The organism is Flavobacterium sp. GCM10023249 (genome assembly GCF_042653365.1).
Taxonomy (GTDB): Bacteria; Bacteroidota; Bacteroidia; order Flavobacteriales; family Flavobacteriaceae; genus Flavobacterium.
The window spans coordinates 246,499-270,028 of the sequence record NZ_JBHSHZ010000006.1 but is presented as its reverse complement, the minus strand read 5'-3'; the positions used below and the strand labels follow the sequence as shown (position 1 = coordinate 270,028).

Below are 23,530 nucleotides of genomic sequence, written 5' to 3'. Positions count from 1 at the left end.
CGGCAAATATAATTGAATTATAGAAGTAATGAAAAAACTTCATCAATTGAAGTCGTTCCGTTACTAATAAGTTCCACTGCATTTTTTTGCAATGTGGTTAGGTTTTTCTCGATGACATAGTTTTCAATTGAGAACTGATTGTCTTTTATCGCGTTACTAAGTTCAGCAGTGACGGGTAGTATTTCATAAATTGCTTTTCTACCAGTGTATCCTGTTTGATGGCAATGTTCACAACCCACTGGTTCAAAATGATGTGTGAGTGATTTTGGAATGTTGAAGCTTTTAGGGAAAATATCCGTTGAGACTTCTGATTTCACTTTACAGTGGTTGCATAACTGTCTGACCAATCGTTGAGCAATACTCATGTTGAGTGTGCCGGCAATCAAAAACGGAGGGATTCCCATGTCAATCAATCTCGAGATTGTCGCCCAGGCCGAATTGGTATGTATGGTGGATAAAACTAAGTGTCCAGTTAAGGCAGCTCTTATGGCCATGTTGGCGGTATCGGCATCGCGGATTTCTCCTACCATGATGATGTCCGGATCTTGACGAAGAAAAGTTCTCAGCGTAGCGGCAAAATCAAGTCCGATGTTTTCTTTTAATTGTACTTGAGTTATTCCTTCAAGGGTGTATTCGATAGGATCTTCTACCGTCAGAATGTTTACATTGGGTTGATTGAGTGCTTTTAAAGTGGCGTATAACGTTGTTGTTTTACCTGATCCGGTTGGTCCAGAAATCAAGAGAATACCGTTCGGCTTTCGGATGGCTTCATTATAAAGTGTCAATTCCTTCTCTGTAAATCCTAATGAAGATAGGTTGATATGATTGGCATCGCGGTTTAAAATTCTCAGTACTACTTTTTCACCATGCAAAGAAGGTAGTACCGAAACACGGATGTCAAAATCTTCATTAGGTGTATTGATTGTTATTCTACCATCTTGAGGTAATCGTTTTTCTGCGATATCGAGATGTGCTCTGATTTTGATTTTGTTAATTAGTACCGGATATTCTTCTGAAGGAATGAGGTAGTGTTCCTTTAGTTTTCCGTCGAGTCTGAAGCGGATACGGGCTGATTTTTCAAAAGGTTCAAAATGAATGTCACTACTTCCAATCTGTTTGGCTTCCATTAATATCTTTTCCAGGAAATCAGTTGAGTAGTGCATTTCTGACACGGTATCTGCCGTTGTTTTTCGGTAGTTTAATGATAGGTTCCTGTTGATGGCTTCGGTGGTTTCTTCATCAAGAATCACCTTGAGTCCAAATATGATTTCAAGTTCAGATTGTAACTGGTTTAAATCAATGGCGTCTGTTTTGAAAGTGATTTTATCACCTTCTTTTTTGTATGGTACAATTCTGTAATGGTATGCTTGGTCAACAGATACGAGCTGCAGGAGTTCGACAGGTATTAAATTCTCTTTCATTTTCTAAAATGCATAAATTACAGCAAGGTTTGTGAAAAAACTCAATATATATAGTGCGCCAAAAAATAAAGACATGTAGCCTGCTAATGGTATAGAAGAGTTGTGTTTTTGTTTCGTTTTCAGAAAGAAATGGATTACCAATGAGAACAACATGGAGAATACTAAAAGAATTGCAAATGAGAACGGTGCAAATGCAAATGCAATAGAAATAAAAAACAATACATCCCCAATTCCAAAAGCTTCTTTTAGAAAATTGACCTTCATTATATAGTGAGCATATAGGAAAGCTATAGACAGTAGTATTGTAATGAATCCTAGGTTCAAAGCACTGTTCAATAATGTGATTTCTATTCCGTTCTTTTCAATATGGAGTATTAAAGCGGCTATACCAACTAATGGATACAAAAACCAATACACAAATCTGGATTTGTAATCCTGGACGAGTATTCCCGTGAAACAGATTACTATGAAGATCTTGACGAATACCATTAATCGTTTACGGTTTGCTTTGGATTTCCGTTCTGATCAATTTCCCAAACATTGAACGTTCCGTTGCCGTTGAAATCAGTAACTGCAGTAGCGCGTGCCTTAAAGCTTGTGTTTGAGGCCTGAATGATTTCATAATGGTAGTTTGCACTTCCATTTTCCTTTACTGTTTTGGGCGTTTCGAAATCGAGTTCAGTTAGACTAGTGCTATATTTTGAGTTCATGAAAAAATATTGTTTTTCAGCATTGAAAATAGCTTTCAACTGCGTTTGTGCTTCAACACTTTTTGCTTTAGTGATTAGTGGCATAAGATTCGGCAGGGCAATCAATAGCAGTATTCCTATGATAGCCAGTACAATAAGCATTTCCTGTAGGTTGAAAGAAGCGACTTTTCTGAATGATTTTTTCATGACGGTAAATTTGGCTGCAAATATAATTTTTTTGAGACTATCTTTTAGTTAATGTTTTTTGTATTTCACTTTTTTGAAAAGGAGGATGTTGAAAACAAAATTGTATTACACAGCTACCTGAAAAAGTCTTTTAATGAAATTAAATATATTCTGGTAAGTAGTCAGGATTGTTTGTAAAAAAAGTATTTTTGTTTTACGTTCTTTCGGGATGTCGTTGTCCAACCAGCAAATCACCGATGCCAATTACCGTTACGCTTTCCAAGGACAGGAGAAAGACCCTGAATTGCGAAGCACTCACCGAACACTTATGTAAATAAGAGTCTGTGTGGTAAACAGAGATGGAAGCTTTTGAGTTGCGATTATGGGACGGAAGATTTGGGAGATGGTTGACTGTGGATCCTATGGGGCAGTATTTTTCGCCTTATTTAGGGATGGGTAATAACCCGGTAGGTAAGATTGATACGAATGGTGGTGATACAGATGACTTCTATGAGAAATTAGATGCTGATGGTAATCCTACAGGAGAAATCGTTTGGTTTAATGGTAGCGATAAAATTGATGGTTACAATAATATTGGATCAGCTTATTCAGTTAAAGATAGTTATAATAATGTGATAGCTTTTGGTAACAGTGATTCAGGGAAAGTTACACAAATAGATATCAAATGGATGGGTAATAAGAAAGGTGGGTGTTATTATCCTGTTAATCAAGAGACTATAGTTACTAATGTAAAGCCAGATAATGGTTTTTATGGAGCGCCTGTATATGGAGAAATGTATCTAACAGATGATTGGGGTGACTTGCAAGCGCGACATCATAATGGATAAGATATAGTATGTAAATTTGGAGGTGAGATAAATGGAGCCAATGTATATGCGCCAGTAAGTAGGCAGATAGTGAAATTGATCACTTTTGAGGACGGTAACGCCGGAGGTGTTAGAGTTCGAATACGAGATGCAAATGGGAATGAGCATGCTTTCTATCATATGCAAGTGGGTTCTGCAGGGAAAAGTAGTGGACCCCACTTACATTATGAAATTTGGAAAAAGGGAAATAGTAATAATAGGCCAAATCCAGCAACAATCCATTTGTTGATAATTTACCAAAACGATAAAAGATATGAAAGTACTAGGAACAGTGATGATTTTAATTTTTCTAGTTAGTTGTAATAATAACTCTGAAAATAAAAAAAATGTAGAATTATCGCCCGTAAAAAGCAAAGATTCATTGAGTAATAAGGTTGTATCTACTGATAGTCTTGTTTTAAAAACAGAGATAATAAATAATGAATTTGCAAATGCGCCTTTAGGAGAGTTTGATTTTTTTGATAAAAATTTATCTTCATTTTTTAAAGGCACCTATGATGTGCACAAGACTACGACAGTCAATAAATATACAGATGGTATTGATACGTTAATTACTTTTCAAAAAAGAAACTCTTCTGCAAGGTTTTATAAAACTAATGAAAAAGTGATGTTGGACAGTCTGAATGTTTCTGATAAAAGTTTTGTGACTTTAAAGTTCGGAGTTGATATAGGTATGAATAAAGATGAAGTTTTAAATTTATTTAAAGTTAATAAGAAAGATTCTTTTTCTGATACAATTTCAATTGTTGATGATGAAGGGAGTTCTTCTGTTCAATTTATATTTGTTGACAAGAAATTAAAAAAAATGTTAATCCTTCCATGGTAAGGCTTTTAATCAGGTCTTGATTTTTAATCAAAATTCCCTATGAAATGGATAGCAATGTAATGGTTCCCAGACTAATATTATAATTAAAAAGCAAGAGGTAAAATCTTGCTTTTTTCTTTTCTTGATGTAAGGAAATTTTAATAAAAATATTCAATCATGCCATTGCGAATGAATTTTATAAGAACTAGTTTTGCGCAAAAATTAATAGAATGGAAAAGTTAGGTTTTTTGAAAGGAGTATTAGCAGGGAATAAATTACCAATTGTTTTAGGGACAGTCGCATTATTGTTGAGTTTGTTCGGGTTGTTCAAGAGTTATAACAGTTCGGATTTAGTTTATGTTGATGTAAATAAATTGATCCAAGGATATAAAAGAACGGCTGGTGCCAAAGCTGAATTCGATAAAAAAGCAGCTACCATGAAGGCTAATATTGACTCTTTGGTAGCCGGATGGCAAAATGAATTGAAAGCTTACGAAAAAGAGCGTGCCTCTTTATCTCCAAAAGAATTGAAGTTGAAGCAGGAATTGTTAGGTAACAAGCAACAGCAAATCAACGGATATCAGGAAGCAATCCAAAAACAAATCCAAGAAGAGGATAAGAAAATTACACAAACCGTAATCAATGAAATCAATGATTACGTGAAAGAATACGGAAAAAAACACGGTTACAAAATCATTTTTGGAGCAAGCGGAGGAGGAAACATCATGTATGCTGATGAGTCAAGTGATTTGACCGAAGATGTATTAAAAGGTTTGAATGCAGAGTATGAAGGTAAAAAATAGTATTTTACTTTTTCTTTGCGTATTATTCATTTCTTCTTGCGGAAAATCATTTGATTCGCAGGAAGAAATGACTGCTTTTATCACTGATGAAGATAACGGATATCAGTACAAAAAAACGGTGAACGGAGTTGATTATACATTGCAATACCGTCCTACCGATTTACTGGTTAAGCAAGAGTTGTCAGATAAGTATACTGATAAACAGGTAGAAGAACTTCGTGCCCAATACGGGAAATACCTTTATTTCAATTTGTCGATGTCGAAAAACAACCAGGAACTTCTTAATGGCCTGGCGCGTGATAAAGAACGCTTCGGGCAGATGGTTAATGATCTTGCATTCGGGATGGAGGAGAAAGTTCATTTGTTTACCCCTAAGAAGGATACATTAGCCATGGCTGATTTCATTTATCCGCGTATGTATGGTATGACTGATGCTACTACCTTGATGATTGTGTATCCGAGAGATGAAAAATTCATGGAAGAAGAGTACCTGAATTTCACGATTGAAGATTTAGGACTGGATACCGGTGAAATAAAATTCAAAGTCAAAACCAGCGAGCTGAAAGACGAACCCCAATTACGATTTTAATATATTATATGAATACGAGTCATAAATTCAGAAGGGCGATTGCTACGTTCTTCTTATTGATTTTTTTACCAACGTTAGTGCCTGCTAATTTGTATGCTTCAAATAATGGACCTAAATCTCCTGAAGCTGGTAGTTTTGAGCCGGTAGATGCGACAGATATGGTGAATTTAATTACAGGGCAGTATAGTTATGTATTGCCATTGTTGAACGTACCGAGTCCAGAAGGTGGATATCCGATCGCAATGGGATATCATGCCGGTATTGCCATGGATCAGGAATCATCTTGGGCCGGATTGGGATGGAATATAAATCCGGGAGCTATTGACAGAGGTATTAATGGTTATCCTGATGATTATAATGCATCAGAATTGAATGAATATTTTTGGGACAAAACCCATACCGATACAAGATATACTGCTTCAGTTGGATATTCCAGTGGTTTTGCTTCAGTAGGTGTTGGATTTAGTTGGGGTAATAATCAGTCATTGAGCGGACAGGTTAGTATCGGTGCTGGATTAGGAATAGCAGGCGTTGGTATTCTTGGGGTAAATGCAACAGCGAGTTCAGACATGACGGCTTCCATTGGAATAGGTTTGACAACTGTTAGCGGGCTGACAGTTGGATTAAATGCTAATTCTAATGGAGAAGTTGGTGTTAAGGCAGGTTTCAGTAATAATGGTGAAGGGTTTTCTGTAAGTTATAGTAGTAATGGAACTTTTTCAATGGGATTAGATTTAAATACTGGAAATAGCAGTTCTGTAAATTTGGATTATTCAATTTCTTCTAGAGGATCAAGTATCGGTATAGACGTTAATAATAAGACGAAATATGGAAATTCCGGATCAGGTATGTCTTTAGCATTTGGTAATACTGTTTCAATGGGAGATTATTCCACCTCTTCGTCGGGTTGGACAATTCCTATTGTTGTGCCCACACAATACGGTGTTTTCAGTGCCAGTTTCGGAAAACAGGAATTTAAGTACTGGATGGGAAAGAATAAGTATGATGTTGTTTTGGGAGCATTGAATTTTGATAAAAGTATTGAAGATGTTCTTATATGGGGTTATATGCCTCCTTATTATGCTTTTCATACTGTAAACGCTCTGTGTGGTTATAATGCAAACAATACGGGTTATTGTCAATATAATGATATACAATATGGTCCGCATGGTTATCAAAAATGGCATTATGGTTCATTTCCGTGTAATGGTAGTGCGTATGATTTAGCGACATACAATGGGCCTCATAATGCTGCTGGTTATTCTTATGTAAAGGATACTAAAAACGCATTCATGGATATTGTTGAGACCAGTTTTGAAGGTAACGATTTTGCCAAAGGGACCGATGTAAAAGGTGATAATATGACTTTTCCTGCTTATGATAATTTTAGTTTAAGTGCTCAGGGTATTTCGGGAAGTATGTCAGCAGTCCATTATAAAAATGGGGCCTTATTTGGATTAAACGATAAAGAAAATAAGGAAGGTTATAGTTTGAAATATACAGTGCGTAATACTGCGGCCTCAAATAATAATATTACAAAGTTCAATTCCATGCCCCAATTTGAGTTTGATAATGAAATTACGAGCTATTTGGGTGTTAATGCTGCAACTTTCAATAACAATGCATCTATTACTAATGTTTTAAGCCAATACTCAAGTGGTGTTGACGTTAATGATAAGCCCAGAAGAACAACGTCTCATTATATTGAGTACTATACAAATGATCAAATATTGAATAATTATTCCGGTCTTAAAGATAAAGGCTTTTTGTTGCCTGAAGGAACAGGTTTTGACAGAAGTAAAATGCCAAAAAACGGAGTTGGGGCTTTTAAGGTGACTACGATAGATGGAAAAACATATCACTATTCATTACCGGTTTACAATCATGAAGTTATTACCAGGACTTTCGGGGTATTGAATAAAAGTCCGGAAGAGAAAGATTCATACTTTGAAAAAAGACAATTAGAGCCGTTTGCAACGCATTGGTTGCTGACTGCGGTTACAGGCCCGGATTATGTTGATAATGGTGATGGTGTTGCCGGAGAGGGAGACTTAGGGTATTGGACTGCGTTTGAATATGGTAAATGGACTGATGCTTTTATTTGGAAAAATCCATATAAGAAAGATTATATAATCGATGAAAAAGACCCTAAAATTAAAACATGGATAAGGGGAAGGAAGCAATTATACTATCTAGATAAAATCAAGACAAGAACGCATACAGCGTTATTTATAAAAAATGAACGTGAAGATGCAATGTCATCAACGTGGAGTTATGATTCTGCTGTTCATAAAGATGATTTGGAAAATAATTCTATTGTGTATGGAAGGTTTGTTGTGCCGTCGCAGAAGCAATTAAGGTTGGAAAAAATTGTTTTATTGAAAAATGATGATGCCAAAAATGTAAATAAAGATTTTGGACCTGATGATAATAAGACTGTTCTTATTAAATACAATCAATCTGGAACCAAAGAAAATGAACCAGCCAAATATCAATGTTTTGACAATGTTTTAGATCTTAATGATAATTGGGAGGCAATGGTTCCAAAATCGTCTAAAGTAATTGATTTGACTTATGATTACAGTTTGGTGCCCGGAGATAACCGTCTTACTTTAAAAGAAATTGATTTTAAAGGCAAAGGAGGGAAAAAGGTGTTGCCTGCGTATAAATTTGAATATTTAAATGATACGCAAAATTTTAATCCTGACAATAAAGATGGTTGGGGGTATAATTTTGAAAATCCTTCATTTTTCTCATTGAAAAAGATTATCACTCCACAAGGGGGGGAAATCAGTATGGAGTATGAAAGAAATAAATTTAAAACGTTGGTGCCGTATGTTTTGGATTTTACAAGAGATAATCCTGCATATAAAATTTACGGGTATTCTGCGCATATTGATGGTAGGGCAGATTCTTTTTTTATTAAGCTGGTTGACGGGAATAGATTTCCTAATCTTTTAAATAGAGATGTGAGTATAGATTATGATGCTTATGGGAAAGATTTTTCGAATAATGAGATGATCCAGTATAAATATAAAGGGCCTGGAAGAATAATACGAAAAGTGGATGCTAATAATTATGAAGTTGCCATTACAGGACAATATACTGTTATTAGAACTGGAAGAATTCTTGGAAGTGATGATTTGGATCTTTGGCGTGATTCAGCAATAATTAGCTGTTCAATTAAATTAGGAGGTGACGATGTTTTCTCAGAATCATCTCCTAGAGTTTCAAAGGTTAAGGTTTCTGACGGTGTTAATACCTATGTTATGGATTATAAATATGGCAAAGATGAAGACGGTATTGGTTATGTTAGCTATATTCCTTTTGCACAGAATGTTGCTAAAGAAGTTCCTTACAGTTCAGAACTTCCTTCTCCAAGAATTATGTTTGACTATATAACTGTTAGTTCCCACAAAGAAGGTTTGGTTTCCCAAGGCAAAATGCGTTACCGTTTCAATATTATGAAAGAAAAGGATCCTGCTAAAATTAAGTTTGGTGATTTTTATGAAATTGAAAAGACATCAAATTATAGTTTTGTAAATACCGGTGTTAATAAGAATGTGAGTGTTAACTCTTATGTCGTAAAAGAGAATTTTGCGGCTTTGGGACAGTTGTTAGAAGTAGTAAGCCTGAATGACAAAGGGCACATATTGAACAAAGTTTACAGTAATTATTATGATATCAATAGCATTCCTAGTAATATTGGAGTGACACAGGAATCTTACCAGAGTTACAAGGAGGTTGATTATAAGGATAATACGAATATTAAAGATAAATGGGTAATTAATTCCTCGACAAGAGTCAAATATCCTAGTATCATTAAATCTTCGACAGAAGAGAGAGGTGGTTATAAATACACAACCGAATTTAAAGACTGGGATTTGATTTCCGGTATATCTAAAGAACAGATTTATTCTTCAAGTGACGGTAAGATCTTTAAAACCAAAGTTGTCCCTGCTTATATCAAATATGGCGCGATGGGTTCCAAGGTTGTTGATGTCAATAACCGCAACATGTTGTCACAAACGGCAGTAGAGTATTCGTATATCTATGATCCGACAGATGCAGTTAAGCCATGGAAAGAAACCGGTGTGGGAATCACGACCTGGAGCAATGAGTGGATTTATCAGGACATACAAGGTAATTTGACAGCCGCTTCAACTGATAATGAGAAAATCTGGCGTAAACATAAAAACTATGTTTGGAACGGAATGAAAGATAATGAAGGTATCTTCCAAAATTACAACAGTGCTACCGATGACGGTTTCGACTGGACAGTAGGTGTAGGTTCGCAACCTGTGAAATGGAAGCAGATTTCAGAAGTGACCAAGTACGATCATTATTCGATAATATTGGAAGTTAAGGATGTCAACAATAATCATGTAGCCACCAAGATGGGTGACAAGGAAACGAAGATCACAGCCGTGGGTAATGCTAAATACAACGAATTGTATTATTCGGGCCTTGAAAATATTGATGGTGTTTGGTTGGAACCGGGGATGAGTCTTAACGGTGCCACCCGTGATAACACAAAATCGCATTCGGGTAAATACAGTTTGGCGGTAAACAGTCCTGGTAAACTTAATATTGACCTTAAAGACAACCAGCACAAAGCCGGAAGGTATAAGTTGAATGTTTGGGTACATAAAGACAATGCAGGTTATGCAAGACTTTTGATTAATGGTGCTACGGTTAGTTTTAACGGGCCGAGCAAACAGGCCGGTGACTGGATTTTAAAAACACATTATTTTGACATGACCACTGCGGCGACTACGGTTTCCTTAATTGCTAAGACAGGGGCGACAGTATATTACGACGACATCATGCTACGACCAATCGCTTCATCCGTTACCGGTTATGTTTATAATGAGTGGGATGAGTTGTCTCATATTGTAGGCAACAATGGTCTGGCAACGCGCTTCGAATATGACGCGGCGGGCCGACTAGTTAAGACCTACGTGGAAGTGTTTGACGATCAGCCTAATGGATTGACGGGCGGGTTTAAGATTTCATCTGAGAACAAGATGCATTACAAAAATTTGTAAAAAGCCATAGAAATAGTTTTGTAAATAAAAAAGATATATTAATTTTGAAAGCTCAAGGAGAAGATTCCAAAACAATAGTTAAGGAGCTTATCTTCCGATGTTAGGTTGGTTGTTTTTCACAAAATAGCTCTTCTCCTTTTCTTTCCTCAATTCATAAATAATTATGGACCATCTTTCCAGGAAAGATTTTATCAAGTTAAGTTCATGGGGATTTATAGCAGCGATGTTACCGGTTTCGGAACTGAGCGCGATCAACCGTGTTTTCAGTGCAGACTCCGTTCCTACCCAAGGAGGTTTTAAAGAAGCACAGCAATTGGCAAAACAGGCCAAAGAATTTTTCTATAAAAAAGACTATAAGAAAGCTGAGGAATTATACTTGGAGTGCATCAAACTGGCGCCTAATTATATCCAGTTTTACGATGCGCTGAGCAATGTATATGGTACTAAAAATAACCATTTGGCTGCAGCCGAACTCTTCAGGCAGGGTGTTTTGAAAAACCCAAGTAAAGGACAATTCTATGACCGTGCTGCGCGTTCATTGGTGCGTTTAGAACAAGGGAACCAGAAACAGACCAAAATATTCAAAAAACAGAATAAGAAGAGCGTGTCGCTTGTAAACGATGCCGAAGAATTATACCGCAAGGCAGTTTCCCTGGAAGGTGTCAAGCCTTATTTGACCCAAGGAACTTCGAAGATCGCCAAAGCCAAAGAATCCCTTTCAGCTAAAGTCGCGCCTAAGGAAGCTGCAAAGCAAAAACATGCGCATGCCAAACAGGTTAACCAGAAGATCAAAGCAACTGTAGCGGTTAAGACCGATGCTGAAATCGAGGCTGTGATTGCCAAGTTGGATAGCAAAAGAAGGACCCCATTGTTTATAGCTTCGGAACAAACCCAAAGAGCCTTCCATATCACCAAAGAGAAAAAGAAACACTTGCGTGTTTTATTGGACAGACATAAGAAAGATACTTCGAAAAGCCTTGTGTTGTCGCAAAGACTTTTTGATCTGGACCCATCAGACTCCCTGTCGTTTTTCCACCTGAAGAAGGCTTACCATGCCAATGGGAAGTACTTTGAACTGATCAAAGAGCGTCAGAAGTTCGCTGACAAACACCCTTCGGTTTACAGTTACCTTGGAGTGGTGGATGCCATCGAGGAGGCTTACGGAAAAGGGAAAGTAACGGCTGAATCTTTGAATAACGGTGTTTCGATCGCTAAAATGATTTTGGAGAACTACAACCTGGTAGACAAGACAGCAGTTGACGTACTGGATAAACTGGGTAAATTATATGTGGCCCAAAGAAATTATACGGAAGCCATCAGCATGCTGGAGAACACCATTTCAATTGTAACGACTAACTCACCGGCTGTGGTAAACAAATTGATTTACCGTTATGCAAGTGTGTTATTGGCTTCGGGTAATTTGCAGAAGGCGAGGGAAGTATTGGAGATCGGACTTAAGGAAGGCGAGGTTTCAAGAGACAATTTCACAAAACTGAAAACCCTTTCGGACAACAAACAAAAGGAATCGTTCAAGCATAAAATCCCGTTGTACCACCTGCTTTACAAAGTGCACCACTCGGCAGGGGACAGGGAGCAGAGCGGAAGGATCCTGGCACAATTGAAACAATTCAATCCGAAGGATCAATTTGTCCAAAAGAGAAATTAAAAAATAGCAACTAACAATCAACAACAAAAGACGTTGTTTTTATGATAAAAAAACTTTTACTAGCAGGGTTATCCATTTTAAGTTTCGGTCTTCACGCCCAAACCGTTCTTAATACACCGGTTACCTGGTCGCAAACTGTAGAGGACGCACAAACGGTTAGTATGAAGCCCGGTTTCAGAGCCAGTGCGATAACCAATCCGAACCTTACTTTTATAGCGAGAATTAATAACCAAGGTTCGACAGGTAATCCTTTGTTGTGTAACCAATATGGTAAAGTGGTGATCTCGGAAGTTCATTTTGATACGCATTTTAATGAACGTATTGAGGATAAGTACCACTATTTCGGAGAATATATTGAATTGTTCAACTCTTCAACTTCACCAATTGATTTAACAGGTTGGATTATCAAGGATAACCATACGGAGTTTACCCTCACGGCTGATGCTGTTAACGGGGATTTCATTATTCCGCCTGGGGGTCATAAAATTATTACTTATGGTGGATTCAAGTGGTATGGAGCAATGTCAGATCAATATCCGGGACAGACAGCAGGTGGAGCGCCGAATGCCATTGGTGGCAGGGCTAAATTCGAAGAATTGTTTCCTGATGTATTAGCTACAAGCGGTTATAATGCATCCAGCAGCATAGTGTTACAAAACACCATGGTGTTGTTTAATAATGAAGATAAAGTATCGCTTCATGCTCCTAACGGTAAACTAGTGGATCAGGTTGTTTACAGACAGGATCCCGTGAACAATCTGCATGTAGGTTATGATGATGATGGTTGGGTTGAAATAGGCCCGTTTTTAAGTAATGATGACGGAGGAGTTTTTAAAGGGCCCTTAGGAGGTATCCCAGCGCGAAACCCTGACGGAAGTTATATATTGGATGGTAGCGGAAACAGAACTTATACGGGAATTGACGATAATCTTAGAAAAGCGATTTACCGCTCGACTGTCGAGGGTTATTATGCTGGAGGAACAACGACTTTTGCTATAGCTACGGCTTCACCGGGTAAGAGCCCGCAAGTTGCAGTTCCCTTGATGCCATTGGATCCGAACATGACTTTGACCACATTTGTGAATCCGAACAATGATAACAATACCGAGTCCATTGCATATGATATCAAGGACGGAAGTGTGATAGCGCAATCCAAAACTTATTTTGATGATTTGGGTAAGCCTAAAGTTTCGGTTAGCAAGGATTTTCAAACGAACCTGACCTGGGGTTCAGAAACAGTTTATGATGATTTCGGCAGACAATGGAAACAGTCGTTTTCAGTGCCAACCTGTATGAACTTTGACAATGTTAAGTATTTATCAGATGCGGGATACAAGTCACAGTTTGTAGATAAGTATTACAGTGATAACAACACCTACGAAACCCATCAGGCTACTGCCCAACAAACCTATTCTGAGATTAATTATGACAACAGCCTGAACCCGGGCAATACCATTAATGTAGTTGGAGGTAATAAAATCGGCAACGAATGGAAAACAGGTTATTCGTATACAGTACCTGCAGCCCAGGAAATGTATTATGTATACGGTTATAATTACTATGACGGAGCCATAAATAACGGAAAAGAAGAAGTGATTACTAAATTCTTCAAATCGGTGAGTGTGGATGCTAACGGAGTGGAGAATGTGACTTTTACTGACGGCGAAGGAAAGGCATTGGCTATAGCCCGTTCCGGAGGGCCAACAAGCTATCCAGTGTATTCACTTATCGGAACACAAGGATATGTAGATGTGCATATTCCTGCAGGAGCTCCTGATGGGGTTCTTCTTGGTAGCAATATTACTACAGATTATAAAGTGTTTGATTTGAAAACCGGTTTGCAGATTATCCCAACACCTACGACTTTGGTTTCAGGTAAAGGCTATCGTGTTGAAGCGACAACAATCCCAACTGTAGATCCTAAAGTATATATAGGGCAGACTCCTTCTGGAGGATCAATTACTTATGATTCTGGTGCCAAAGGTGTTTCTTATAATGTGAACTATTATGAATATGCTGTTAGTGTATATAATAAAACAGGTCAATTGATAAAGAGCATTCAGCCAAACGGATATGAATTCAATGCGGTGATTAAAGATGTTCCAACTCATATGCAAACCGGAGCAACAGCCTTTATTTCGACTTTTACATATAACGACCAAGGAAAAATTAAAGAAGCAAAGAGCCCTGATGAGGGGATCAGTAAGTTTGTTTACCGTAATAACGGACAAATCCGTTATTCGCAAAATGAATTACAGGCTGATAACAAAGTTTCTTATACTAATTATGATGAATTGGCACGCCCAGTCGAGAGTGGTGTGATAACAGCTGCGACTGGTGTGTGGGCGCAGGCTTCGGCTAATCCGGATGGGATTTTGGTATCGGGTACCACTTCAGAACAAACCGGTACGATTTATGATTATCCTGAAAACAATGTTACGTCTATTGTAATCCCATCGAATTTGACATTAGCCAATGTGTTGACTGCTGAAGGTATTGCTTCTGCAAATTATGCGCAGGAAAACCTGGAAGGTAGCGTAGTATGTAGTTTCGGTAAAACAGGATCAACTATTAATGTGATAAGTTGGTTCAGTTATGATGTCTACGGGAGAGTGATTTGGCTGGTGCAGTACACCGAAGGATTGGGGGCAAAAACAATTCATTATGAGTATGATTATAAAGGAAATCCAAGTAAGGTGATTTATCAGAAGGATAAAGCATCAGAACTATTTATACACCGATACAGCTATAATCTGAATAATGCATTGGTCAAAGTGGAAACCTCTACAGACAACACTACCTTTATTACCCATGCTGATTATAAATATTATGTCACCGGAGAATTGAAACGTACCAATATTGGGCAGGGTGTACAGGGATTGGATTATGTGTATACATTGGGAGGTCAGCTCAAGAGTGTCAACCATCCATCTTTGGAGCAGTCTAAAGATCCGGGGCATGATGCAAATGATATATTTGGGGTTATTTTGGACTATCATGACGGAGATTATCAGAGATCTAATACCAGTATTGCGTCTTCACCTACTATTACAGGAGCTAATCAGGATTTTAATGGGAATATCAAGGCGATGCGTTGGGCTAACAAAGATGATATAACCGGAGGCGTGGCTAATCAAAAAGCTTACATGTACAATTATAACCGAAACGGATGGTTGACTGATGCTACTTTTGGCAGTACTGATAATACAGGTGCTATTACACCTTCAGGGATGTTTAAAGAAGGCTCATTAAGCTATGATGCAAACGGTAATATTAAAAGTCTTCAGCGTACAGATAATAGTTCACAACCTACAGATGTTCTGAATTACAGTTATGTAGCTGGAAAAAACAGACTGAATAATGTCAATGATACTGGGGTTGTAACGCCTTCAAATAATTTGGATTTAGAAGGAAATACGGCTTATGCGTATAATGCCATTGGACAATTGGAGAAAAATACCACTGAAGGACTGGAATATTTTTACAACACTCAGGGGTTGATTACAGAAGTTAAAAAAGGAATTAATACAGCTGTAAAGTTTTACTATAACGAACGTGGACAAAGAGTTAAAAAAGAGTCATATAATGCCAGTGGTGTGCTTTTGTATACAGATTATTATGCCTTGGATTTTGGAGGAAATGTAATGGCAATTTATAATAAGCCATCAGGAGGAAGCGTTGTAGAGAAAGAATTGCCAATTTATGGTTTATCCCGTCTGGGAATGTTTGTGAAAGATCAGGGAGGTAATTATATGAATTATGAAATTGCTGATCATCTTGGTAATGTTAGGGCAGTAGCACAAAAGAAAGTTAACGGGACATTTTATCTCTATGCTGATTATTATCCTTTTGGAGAAAAACTTCCCGGAAGAGATGTAGGGATGACTAGTGATTATCGTTATGCTTACCAAGGACAGGAGTATGATAAAGATACAAACATGGAGGCTTTTCAATTGCGTTTGTGGGATGGCCGAATAGGAAGATGGCTGAACCCGGATCCTAAAGGTGAATTTTTCTCACCTTATTTAGGGATGGGGAATAACCCGGTAGGTAAGATTGATCCGGATGGAGGACATACGGATGATTTTTATAGACGTTTAGACGCAAATGGAAATCCTACAGGAGAATTAGTTTGGATGGACGTGTCAGGAGAATTGAGTGGTTTTAAATGTTACGGAGCTAATTTTGTATCCCCGGATGGCAGTTGGGGAACTAGTTCATTTGGTAAAATAGTTTCACATGACAGCATGTCTTTTGATTTATATAATAGAACCGAATGGGTTGCCGGTAAAAATTTTACAGCAGTTGTAGAGGTGCCGACGATGGGGAGGGGTAACGGATCATTTGGAGACTTCAATATTGATAGTGCAGTTGCAACAATGAATTCTAATGCTTACAGCACTCATGATTTAGTCCCTAAAGGGGAAAGAGGTGCTTGCGCGAGATATGTAAGGTATGGTGTTGAAGACGGATTTGGTATGCCTAGGGATAAGTTAACAACACTCAATCCCAGATCACCAATACCAGCAAGGGATTGGGGACCATTTCTGGTGGGGTTAGGATTTAAAGAAATAAGAACAACAAATTATCTCAAGGGAGATATTGTGGTTATGCAAGGTTATCCAGGTGGTACTGCAGATGAAAATGGGGTTCCTTATGGACATATTGCTATACATAATGGGAGTCAATGGGTATCTTATTGGTATCAAAATAGCATATATGCAGGATCAGGATATCGTAAACATAATTCACCGTATAAAATTTACAGATGGAATTAATAACTTAAATGTCATTTATAATGGAAAGAAAATTTTTATACATAATAATAATTTTGGGTGTATTTTCATGTAAAAACCACGATACAAATTCATTGTCAAATATTGAAAATGTGAAAAAATCGAGTAAGATTAATGATACAATCTCTTCGATAGATCAATCTGTAGATAGTATTCATCTGGAAAAAAAATGGCTAATTAATTTTTATTCAGAGTATATTGATTTTTATTTAAATTCTCCAAATGCAAAAGACAAATCAAAAACAACAATTTTTTTTAAGGAGTTAGATTCAATTAAGAAAAAAAATTGCACCCAAAATTTTTATAATAAGCAAATTGAAGATTTTAATAAAGATTTTGATTATATAACCAATAACGAGTTTATATGTGAACAATCTTTGAATAGCTTAGAAATTAATCAAAAAAAAGAAACGGATAAAACTTATGCAGTATCTTTTATTGCGGAGTATCCTCTAAATGAATTAGATTCAGAGTATAAAAAGACAACTTTCGATGTTACGATTGTTAATGAAAAAGGTATTTATAAAATATCAAAAACATGCTGTTTTTAAAAATTTTCTCCGCTTTATTGCGTGGTTTGATATATTCCACCCATACTGCGAGCGTCACACTCAATACTATTTATGATAAAATTTATTAGGAAAGTTTTTTTGAAAACTTAATAATTTTCATTTTATGGATGTAAAAATAAACTCATATGCATTTAACCCGCTTTTAAGCGGGTTTTTTGTTTGAAAATGTTTGTAAAATGGAATGCTAAAAAAGCAAGAACTTTTTTACAAAAAAATAGTGCTTAAGAAGTTCAATATCTTATTTTTGCTTCCGGTTTTACTATTCTGGCAATCCCAAGTTGCCTTTTTTATTGAATTTAGTAACTTTTTAACAGGGTTTTTACTTCAATTATTTGATTTAGAAACAGATGCTGCTTTCTTGAAAATGTAAAACCGTAAATGAAAAATAATTGCTTAACGATTAGAATCACGATTTTAAATTGAATATGAATACCAGCCAAAAATTCCAAAAAGCGATTGCATTTTCTTTTTACTGATTTTTCTTCCCTACACTATTACCAACTAATGGGTATTTTTCAGATTATTGTTCAATGTAGGTTGCTTGTATTAGAAAAGATATTGGACTAGGTTTTGATGATGTTCAGTCCTGAAACGATAGTTTTGCGTTATCCCTTTTAATCCGTACTTTTACGCCCAAATTTTTAAAAATGAAAAAAATAGCATCCGGTTTGTTGCTTGTTTTGCTGATGGCTTGTCAGTCTATAAAAATCAATAAGGAAAATTACGATGTAACCAACAGCACTGTTGAATTGGGAAGTGTTGGTTCGGTAAAATCGTCGTTTACTAAAAATACCTTTGAAAGTACTGCTTTTCCTGTATTGGAAAATAAAATCCGCTTAAGTGTTGAAATAATTCCGTTTTCCAAAAAGACGGCCAAAAGTTATCTTAAGAAAAATAAATACAATCAGAATACCGCGAAGTTGAATTATGTTGATAGTTTAGATGTGAAACCTGAAATGGTGGTTCTTAAAATAGCCGATAAACTGGGTTATGTCAACGAATTGAATGAAACCTATAATGAAAAGGTTTTTACTTTATTGTCGAATACTTCGGATGTTAAGGTGGTTTCTTCCATAGCAGTTTACCTTTCCAATGAAGATTTACTAAAAATCAAACAGGCTGATGCTCTTTATCTGGTGAATAATCTGGACAAGAAATATACGGTTGCATTGTTTAATGAAGGGAAAAAGACCGGAACGCTCGAATTGAAGCAGGATCGTGTATTAGGGTATCAATCCGGTTCATTTTGCTGGTCTTCGAATGCTAAAGGGAAGTGGTATATTGCCGATGTGGTTAATTCCGGAAGCTCTTGCCAAGGGAAGAGCTTTTCAAAAATCAAGGAAGACAAAAGAGAAGAGAGTTTATTTAAAATGTAATGATGATGAACAAAGAGAAATTGCTTGTTAGGTTGTTGGCTTTTTTTACTTCTTTTCTTTTTCTTTCATGCGAAGAAATTTTATTGGAAGATGATATTTCAGAAGAAGAAATCGTTTTGGTGGCACCACAGGATAACGCACAGTTTAATACAACAACTGTGAATTTGAATTGGGAGGCTGTTCAATATGCCAAAAAATACCAAATCCAAATTGCTAAGCCTAACTTCGATGCTCCTTCCCAAATTTTGGTGGATACCGAGGTGACCACGCTTACGTTCACAACTCAGTTGAATATCGGAACCTATCAATGGAGGGTAAGAGCAATTAGCGGAAATACTTCAACACCTTTTAAGACCAGAACTATTACTATAGCAGATAATTCTAATTTTCAGGATAATGTTGTGTTGTTAACATCACCTGCCAATAATTTTATTACCAAAGTACCCACTCACAATCTTCAATGGCAGTCAGTTATTGGTGCTACAAATTATCAATTACAGATTTATGATTCTACTAACACGATTGTAACGAATCAGACTTTAAGCGCCACTAATTTTAACTATTCTTTTCCTGATGGTAGTTTTACCTGGAGGGTAAGAGCCAGTAATGGTTCAGAAAATACTTTGTATAGTGCTAATTCAATACAAGTAGATACAACTGTACCCAATACTCCGACTTTATTAGCGCCAGCAAATGCAAGTACCACTTCAGGGACCAGTCTAACCTTTAGCTGGTCAAGAACGAATATTTCTGGCAGTGCCGAATATGATACAATTTATATTTATAAGAATAGTGCTTTAACCGATTTGCATTCTGAAACACAGGCGACTAGTGGATATACTACTACATTGCCATCAGGGACGTATTATTGGTTTGTGAAAGGATTTGATGTTGCTGGTAATGAAGGAAACAGAAGTACTGTATATAGTTTAATAATCAATTAAAATGAAGAACAAGAAAAGTATTTATATATTGTTGCCTCTGGTATTAGGTATCTGGGGAAGCGTATTATATCAATTCTTTTCATTCTCAGAGCAGGAAGAACAGTTAAACACTGGGTCGGTTCATCCTGTAAATCTTTCTCCAATTAAAAAGTTTGCAGCCGATACTAGTGAAATAGATGTTAATTTCAGAGACCCATTTCTTGGAGGGAGTTATCAGTCTGTATCAACAAATTCAACTTCTTCAAATGGTAGACCCGTTAAAAGTGCTAAAAAGGTGAAGCCACAGATTAAAATTAAAGAACCTTTGGTTTGGCCAGAGATCAAATACAAAGGAATTGTTTCTGATACGAAAAACAAGAATAAGGTTTTTATGCTTGTTATCAATGGGCGTACTTATTTGATGAAGATTGGCTCAACTGAGAATGAGGTTACTTTGATTGAAGGTGACCGTGAAACCATTGATGTGAAATATAAAAATGAAGTCAATTTGTTCGTAATTGAAGAATGAAAATGATTTTCAAAAGGTTAAGATCAGGTGCTCTTCAGTTTACGGTTTTTATTGCGGTACTTATCGCATTGTTGCTGTCGGGAATGATTTTGTATGCTTATACTCTTGGGTATTTCAAACAACAATCCAAAGCTTCTATCGAAAATTTGCAGTTGGCAAATAATGGGATTGCCTCATTGCTATATCAGGAAAAAATATCTACCGATACTGCTAAAGTTCAACTTAGAGAACATGGTTTTCTTAGTGAATCTTATCTTTCACAATGGGGTAGTTTTCAAAAAGCATTTGTCAGAACAAGCAACAGAAAAAAGGTATTTGAAAAAGTAGCTCTTATTTCCGGTATTTTTAACGCCAAAACATCACCAACATTATGTCTTAAAGAAAACTATAATCCGTTAACGGTTGTGGGTCAAACTATAATAAAAGGAAATGTTTTTTTGCCATCACAAGGTGTCAAGCCGGGATATATTAACGGCAACAGCTTTTATGGTGGACAATTAATTAATGGAACAGTTAAGGTTAATGGGCCAAAACTTCCGGAGTTTAATGTTGATTTTATTAAAGTATTAAAAGGTTATTTTACTACGAATCAACCTTCTGAACCAATAGGAAATCTTATTCAAGGTATACATAGTAATTCTTTCAGAAAAGCTACACGCCTCTTGTATTCCAATTCGGAAATTATAATTGACAATGTAAGTGTTACGGGTAATTTCATTCTCAAATCTGATAAAGTAGTGCATGTAAAAGCATCAGCGAAACTAAAAGATATTATTATCATTGCTCCTGAAGTAATTATTGATGATAATGTTAAAGGATGTTTTCAAGTTATTGCTTCCCGTACAATTAGAATTGGACGAGGTGCTGAATTAGAGTACCCATCTGCTTTAGTCCTAATTAATGATAATGCAGTTAGTGATAGTAATGAAAATGAAGCAATTCTCCAACTGGCTGAAAATGCTATAGTAAACGGGAATGTTTGCTTTTTGAAGCAATATGAGCAAATGAGTAATTTTAGGACTAATGTGCTTTTTGAAAAAGGGGTAAGGGTAACCGGTCATGTTTTTTGTAATGGAAATCTTGAAATTAGAGGGAAGATATCAGGAGCTGCATTTGTAAATCAGTTTGTGGTGAATGAGGCAGGTTCTGTTTTTGTAAATCACATAAATAACGGGACTATCGAAAATGTAACTATTCCGGAGATATATTCTGGTTTATTGTTTGCGAAACAAAAGAAGGGAGTAGTGAAATGGTTGTATTGAGGAAATTACGTTCGGCTACGCTTGTAGAAGCTCTTATAGCAACGGTGTTAATTGTAGTTATTTTCATGGTGGCCAGTACTATTTTGAATAATCTTGTTCTGAATACCTATTCTAAAAAGGAATTTATTGTGAATTATCGGTTGAATGTTTTAGAATATGAGCTGCAGAATCATAAACGACCTGTTCCGTATAGTGAGGAATATCAAGGTTGGAAAATTGTGATTAATAGCAAAATTATAAATGGAATTACCACGTATGAAATTATAGCTGTTAATGCCAAAGGAAATGAAGTAAAGAGGGAGAGAGTTTATGAGTAAGAAACTACAATCTTTTACGTTGGCTGAATTGATAGTCGTAATGATTATCACCGGTATTGTGGTCGGTTTAGCATTTTCAGTATTGCGCATCATTCAGAAACAAATCGAAGTTATTGGTAAGGATAATGAGAAAGCTGTCGAAGTTGTTTTTCTTGAACAAATGTTATGGAGTGATTTCAATCGTATGCAAATCGTTGAAACAACACACTTGAGACAATTGAAGATGAAGTCAGAATTGGATAGTGTTGTATATGACTTTAAAGAAGATTTTGTGCTTAGAAATAGAGATACAATTCGCGTTAAGGCAACCATAGAGAATGTTTTCTTTGAATCTGTTACCACTCGAACTGGTACAATTGATGCTGTTTCGGTTTCTTGTGAAAATGAGATAAAAGGATATAAGATATTTGTGTTTAAGAAGAATGATTTGGTTTTTTCAAGAAAGGAGATTATAGATGGCTTTTAAAATAGAAAACACGGAAGCAAAAGTATCGGGTGGGAAATCTTTTGATGGTGGACTAGATGGTATTCTAAAGAAAGAAATTGAAATTTTCGGTAAGAGCTTCGGTTCAAAAAAGAAACAATATTTTTATCAGGAGTTAGCAGTATTGCTAAAAGCAGGGGTTAGTCTTAAAGATGGTTTGGGACTTATATCGGAATCCATTAAAAAGAAAAATGACAAAGAACGTATCGAAAGTGTTTTGAATGATTTGATACAAGGAGCATCTTTTTCTGATTCTTTGAAAAAGACGGGTCAATTCTCTGAATATGAAGTTCAATCATTGAAAATTGGTGAAGAAACGGGTAATATTGACAGGATTTGTGAAGAGTTAGGGGTGTATTATGCTCGTAAAAATGAACAAAACAGAGTGATCATTGCCGCTTTGACTTATCCTTCTATCGTGTTGTGTACCGCCATGTTGGTTGTTGTATTTATGCTTACTTATGTAGTGCCGATGTTTGAAGATATCTTCAGGCAAAATAATATGGAGTTGCCATTTTTGACTAAAATGGTGGTTCGCTTATCCTATCTTTTAAAAGAGTTTGGTCTTTATTTTTTGGTATTGATTTTGTCTTTTTTGTTTTCTGTAAAGTTCTTTGCGAATAATCCAGTTTATAAAAAAATCATTGATAATGTTTTACTTAAAACCCCTTTGGCAGGAACCTTTGTAGTTAAAGTTTATATGGCGCAATTTATTCAGGCTGTTGCGCTCTTAACTGCTTCCAAAGTACCTATGTTGACTAGTATTGAAATGGTTTCAGAAATGATAGGATTTGTGCCTTTGCAAGAATCTCTCATAAGGATCAAACAAAGGATTATCTTGGGGAATTCTTTGAGCGAAAGTATGAAAGGTGAGATGTTGTTTGACAACAGAATTATTTCTCTAGTAAAAGTAGCAGAAGAAACCAATCAAACGGAATATGTCTTTAAGCAATTGAATGAGCAGTTTAGTCAAGAGCTTTTAACGCAATCCAAAACATTGTCAACTGTGCTTGAACCGCTCATTATCTTAATTGTCGGTGGGTTGGTGGCTGTTTTGTTGATTGCAATGTATTTACCAATGTTTCAGTTGAGCAGTGTTATTGGCTAATGGAGAATAAATGAAAATATTCCAATCAATAAATGGAATGCCAAAAAGCAAAATTATTTTTTGATTTTA

The 23,530-nt window shown here is 36.3% G+C and carries 18 protein-coding genes; 15 read left to right on the top strand and 3 right to left on the bottom strand.

The window, feature by feature from the left end; translation table 11 throughout:
- Positions 1–17 precede the first annotated feature (17 nt).
- From ACFO7M_RS02725 to ACFO7M_RS02715, 3 genes are all read right to left on the bottom strand, one after another.
- Positions 18–1,421 (bottom strand): GspE/PulE family protein, encoded by a 1,404-nt coding sequence (locus ACFO7M_RS02725; RefSeq protein WP_379733913.1) that lies wholly within the window; start codon positions 1,419–1,421, stop codon positions 18–20.
- A 3-nt stretch (positions 1,422–1,424) separates the two neighbouring features.
- A complete protein-coding gene (locus tag ACFO7M_RS02720; RefSeq protein ID WP_379733911.1) occupies positions 1,425–1,838 on the bottom strand; it encodes a hypothetical protein in 414 nt (137 codons plus the stop codon).
- Positions 1,839–1,909: 71 nt separating this feature from the next.
- Entirely contained in the window at positions 1,910–2,317 is a 408-nt protein-coding gene (locus ACFO7M_RS02715; protein ID WP_379733909.1) for a type IV pilin protein, read from the bottom strand.
- Positions 2,318–2,655: 338 nt separating this feature from the next.
- On the opposite strand from ACFO7M_RS02715, the gene ACFO7M_RS02710 reads away from it, so the two are divergent.
- The 15 genes from ACFO7M_RS02710 to ACFO7M_RS02640 all read left to right on the top strand — a co-directional run bounded on the left by ACFO7M_RS02710 (position 2,656) and on the right by ACFO7M_RS02640 (position 23,461).
- On the top strand, positions 2,656–3,144 hold the full coding sequence (locus tag ACFO7M_RS02710) for a hypothetical protein (protein WP_379733907.1): 489 nt from the start codon (positions 2,656–2,658) through the stop codon (positions 3,142–3,144).
- A 292-nt stretch (positions 3,145–3,436) separates the two neighbouring features.
- Positions 3,437–4,009 carry a hypothetical protein gene (locus ACFO7M_RS02705; protein WP_379733905.1) on the top strand — a complete coding sequence of 191 codons (573 nt, stop codon included), beginning with the start codon at positions 3,437–3,439 and terminating at the stop codon, positions 4,007–4,009.
- A 209-nt stretch (positions 4,010–4,218) separates the two neighbouring features.
- Positions 4,219–4,791: an OmpH family outer membrane protein gene (locus tag ACFO7M_RS02700; protein ID WP_379733903.1), complete on the top strand. Its 573-nt coding sequence runs from the start codon at positions 4,219–4,221 to the stop codon at positions 4,789–4,791.
- Positions 4,775–5,380 (top strand): hypothetical protein, encoded by a 606-nt coding sequence (locus ACFO7M_RS02695; RefSeq protein WP_379718365.1) that lies wholly within the window; start codon positions 4,775–4,777, stop codon positions 5,378–5,380. Before ACFO7M_RS02700 ends, ACFO7M_RS02695 begins: the two co-directional genes overlap by 17 nt.
- A gap of 8 nt (positions 5,381–5,388) precedes the next feature.
- Positions 5,389–10,428: an RHS repeat domain-containing protein gene (locus ACFO7M_RS02690; RefSeq protein WP_379733901.1), complete on the top strand. Its 5,040-nt coding sequence runs from the start codon at positions 5,389–5,391 to the stop codon at positions 10,426–10,428.
- A 163-nt stretch (positions 10,429–10,591) separates the two neighbouring features.
- The gene (locus ACFO7M_RS02685) at positions 10,592–12,094 is read left to right on the top strand and encodes a tetratricopeptide repeat protein (protein WP_379733900.1); all 1,503 of its coding nucleotides are present in this window, start codon (positions 10,592–10,594) and stop codon (positions 12,092–12,094) included.
- Between the two features lie 41 nt (positions 12,095–12,135).
- Complete coding sequence (locus ACFO7M_RS02680) at positions 12,136–16,872, top strand: lamin tail domain-containing protein (RefSeq protein ID WP_379733898.1); 4,737 nt, start codon at positions 12,136–12,138, stop codon at positions 16,870–16,872.
- A 20-nt stretch (positions 16,873–16,892) separates the two neighbouring features.
- On the top strand, positions 16,893–17,441 hold the full coding sequence (locus ACFO7M_RS02675; protein WP_379733896.1) for a hypothetical protein: 549 nt from the start codon (positions 16,893–16,895) through the stop codon (positions 17,439–17,441).
- A gap of 668 nt (positions 17,442–18,109) precedes the next feature.
- Positions 18,110–18,838, top strand: a complete 729-nt coding sequence (locus ACFO7M_RS02670) for a hypothetical protein (protein ID WP_379733895.1) — start codon at positions 18,110–18,112, stop codon at positions 18,836–18,838.
- A gap of 5 nt (positions 18,839–18,843) precedes the next feature.
- A complete protein-coding gene (locus tag ACFO7M_RS02665) occupies positions 18,844–19,782 on the top strand; it encodes a hypothetical protein (RefSeq protein ID WP_379733893.1) in 939 nt (312 codons plus the stop codon).
- Position 19,783: 1 nt separating this feature from the next.
- The gene (locus ACFO7M_RS02660; protein ID WP_379718386.1) at positions 19,784–20,290 is read left to right on the top strand and encodes a hypothetical protein; all 507 of its coding nucleotides are present in this window, start codon (positions 19,784–19,786) and stop codon (positions 20,288–20,290) included.
- Between the two features lie 2 nt (positions 20,291–20,292).
- Positions 20,293–21,552, top strand: coding sequence for a hypothetical protein (locus ACFO7M_RS02655; RefSeq protein WP_379718389.1), 1,260 nt, complete (start codon positions 20,293–20,295; stop codon positions 21,550–21,552).
- Positions 21,540–21,869, top strand: coding sequence for a hypothetical protein (locus ACFO7M_RS02650; protein ID WP_379718392.1), 330 nt, complete (start codon positions 21,540–21,542; stop codon positions 21,867–21,869). Before ACFO7M_RS02655 ends, ACFO7M_RS02650 begins: the two co-directional genes overlap by 13 nt.
- Positions 21,862–22,335 (top strand): type II secretion system protein, encoded by a 474-nt coding sequence (locus ACFO7M_RS02645; RefSeq protein ID WP_379718395.1) that lies wholly within the window; start codon positions 21,862–21,864, stop codon positions 22,333–22,335. The genes ACFO7M_RS02650 and ACFO7M_RS02645 overlap by 8 nt, the downstream gene beginning before the upstream one ends.
- Positions 22,325–23,461 carry a type II secretion system F family protein gene (locus tag ACFO7M_RS02640; RefSeq protein ID WP_379733891.1) on the top strand — a complete coding sequence of 379 codons (1,137 nt, stop codon included), beginning with the start codon at positions 22,325–22,327 and terminating at the stop codon, positions 23,459–23,461. The genes ACFO7M_RS02645 and ACFO7M_RS02640 overlap by 11 nt, the downstream gene beginning before the upstream one ends.
- The last annotated feature ends 69 nt before the right edge of the window (positions 23,462–23,530 follow it).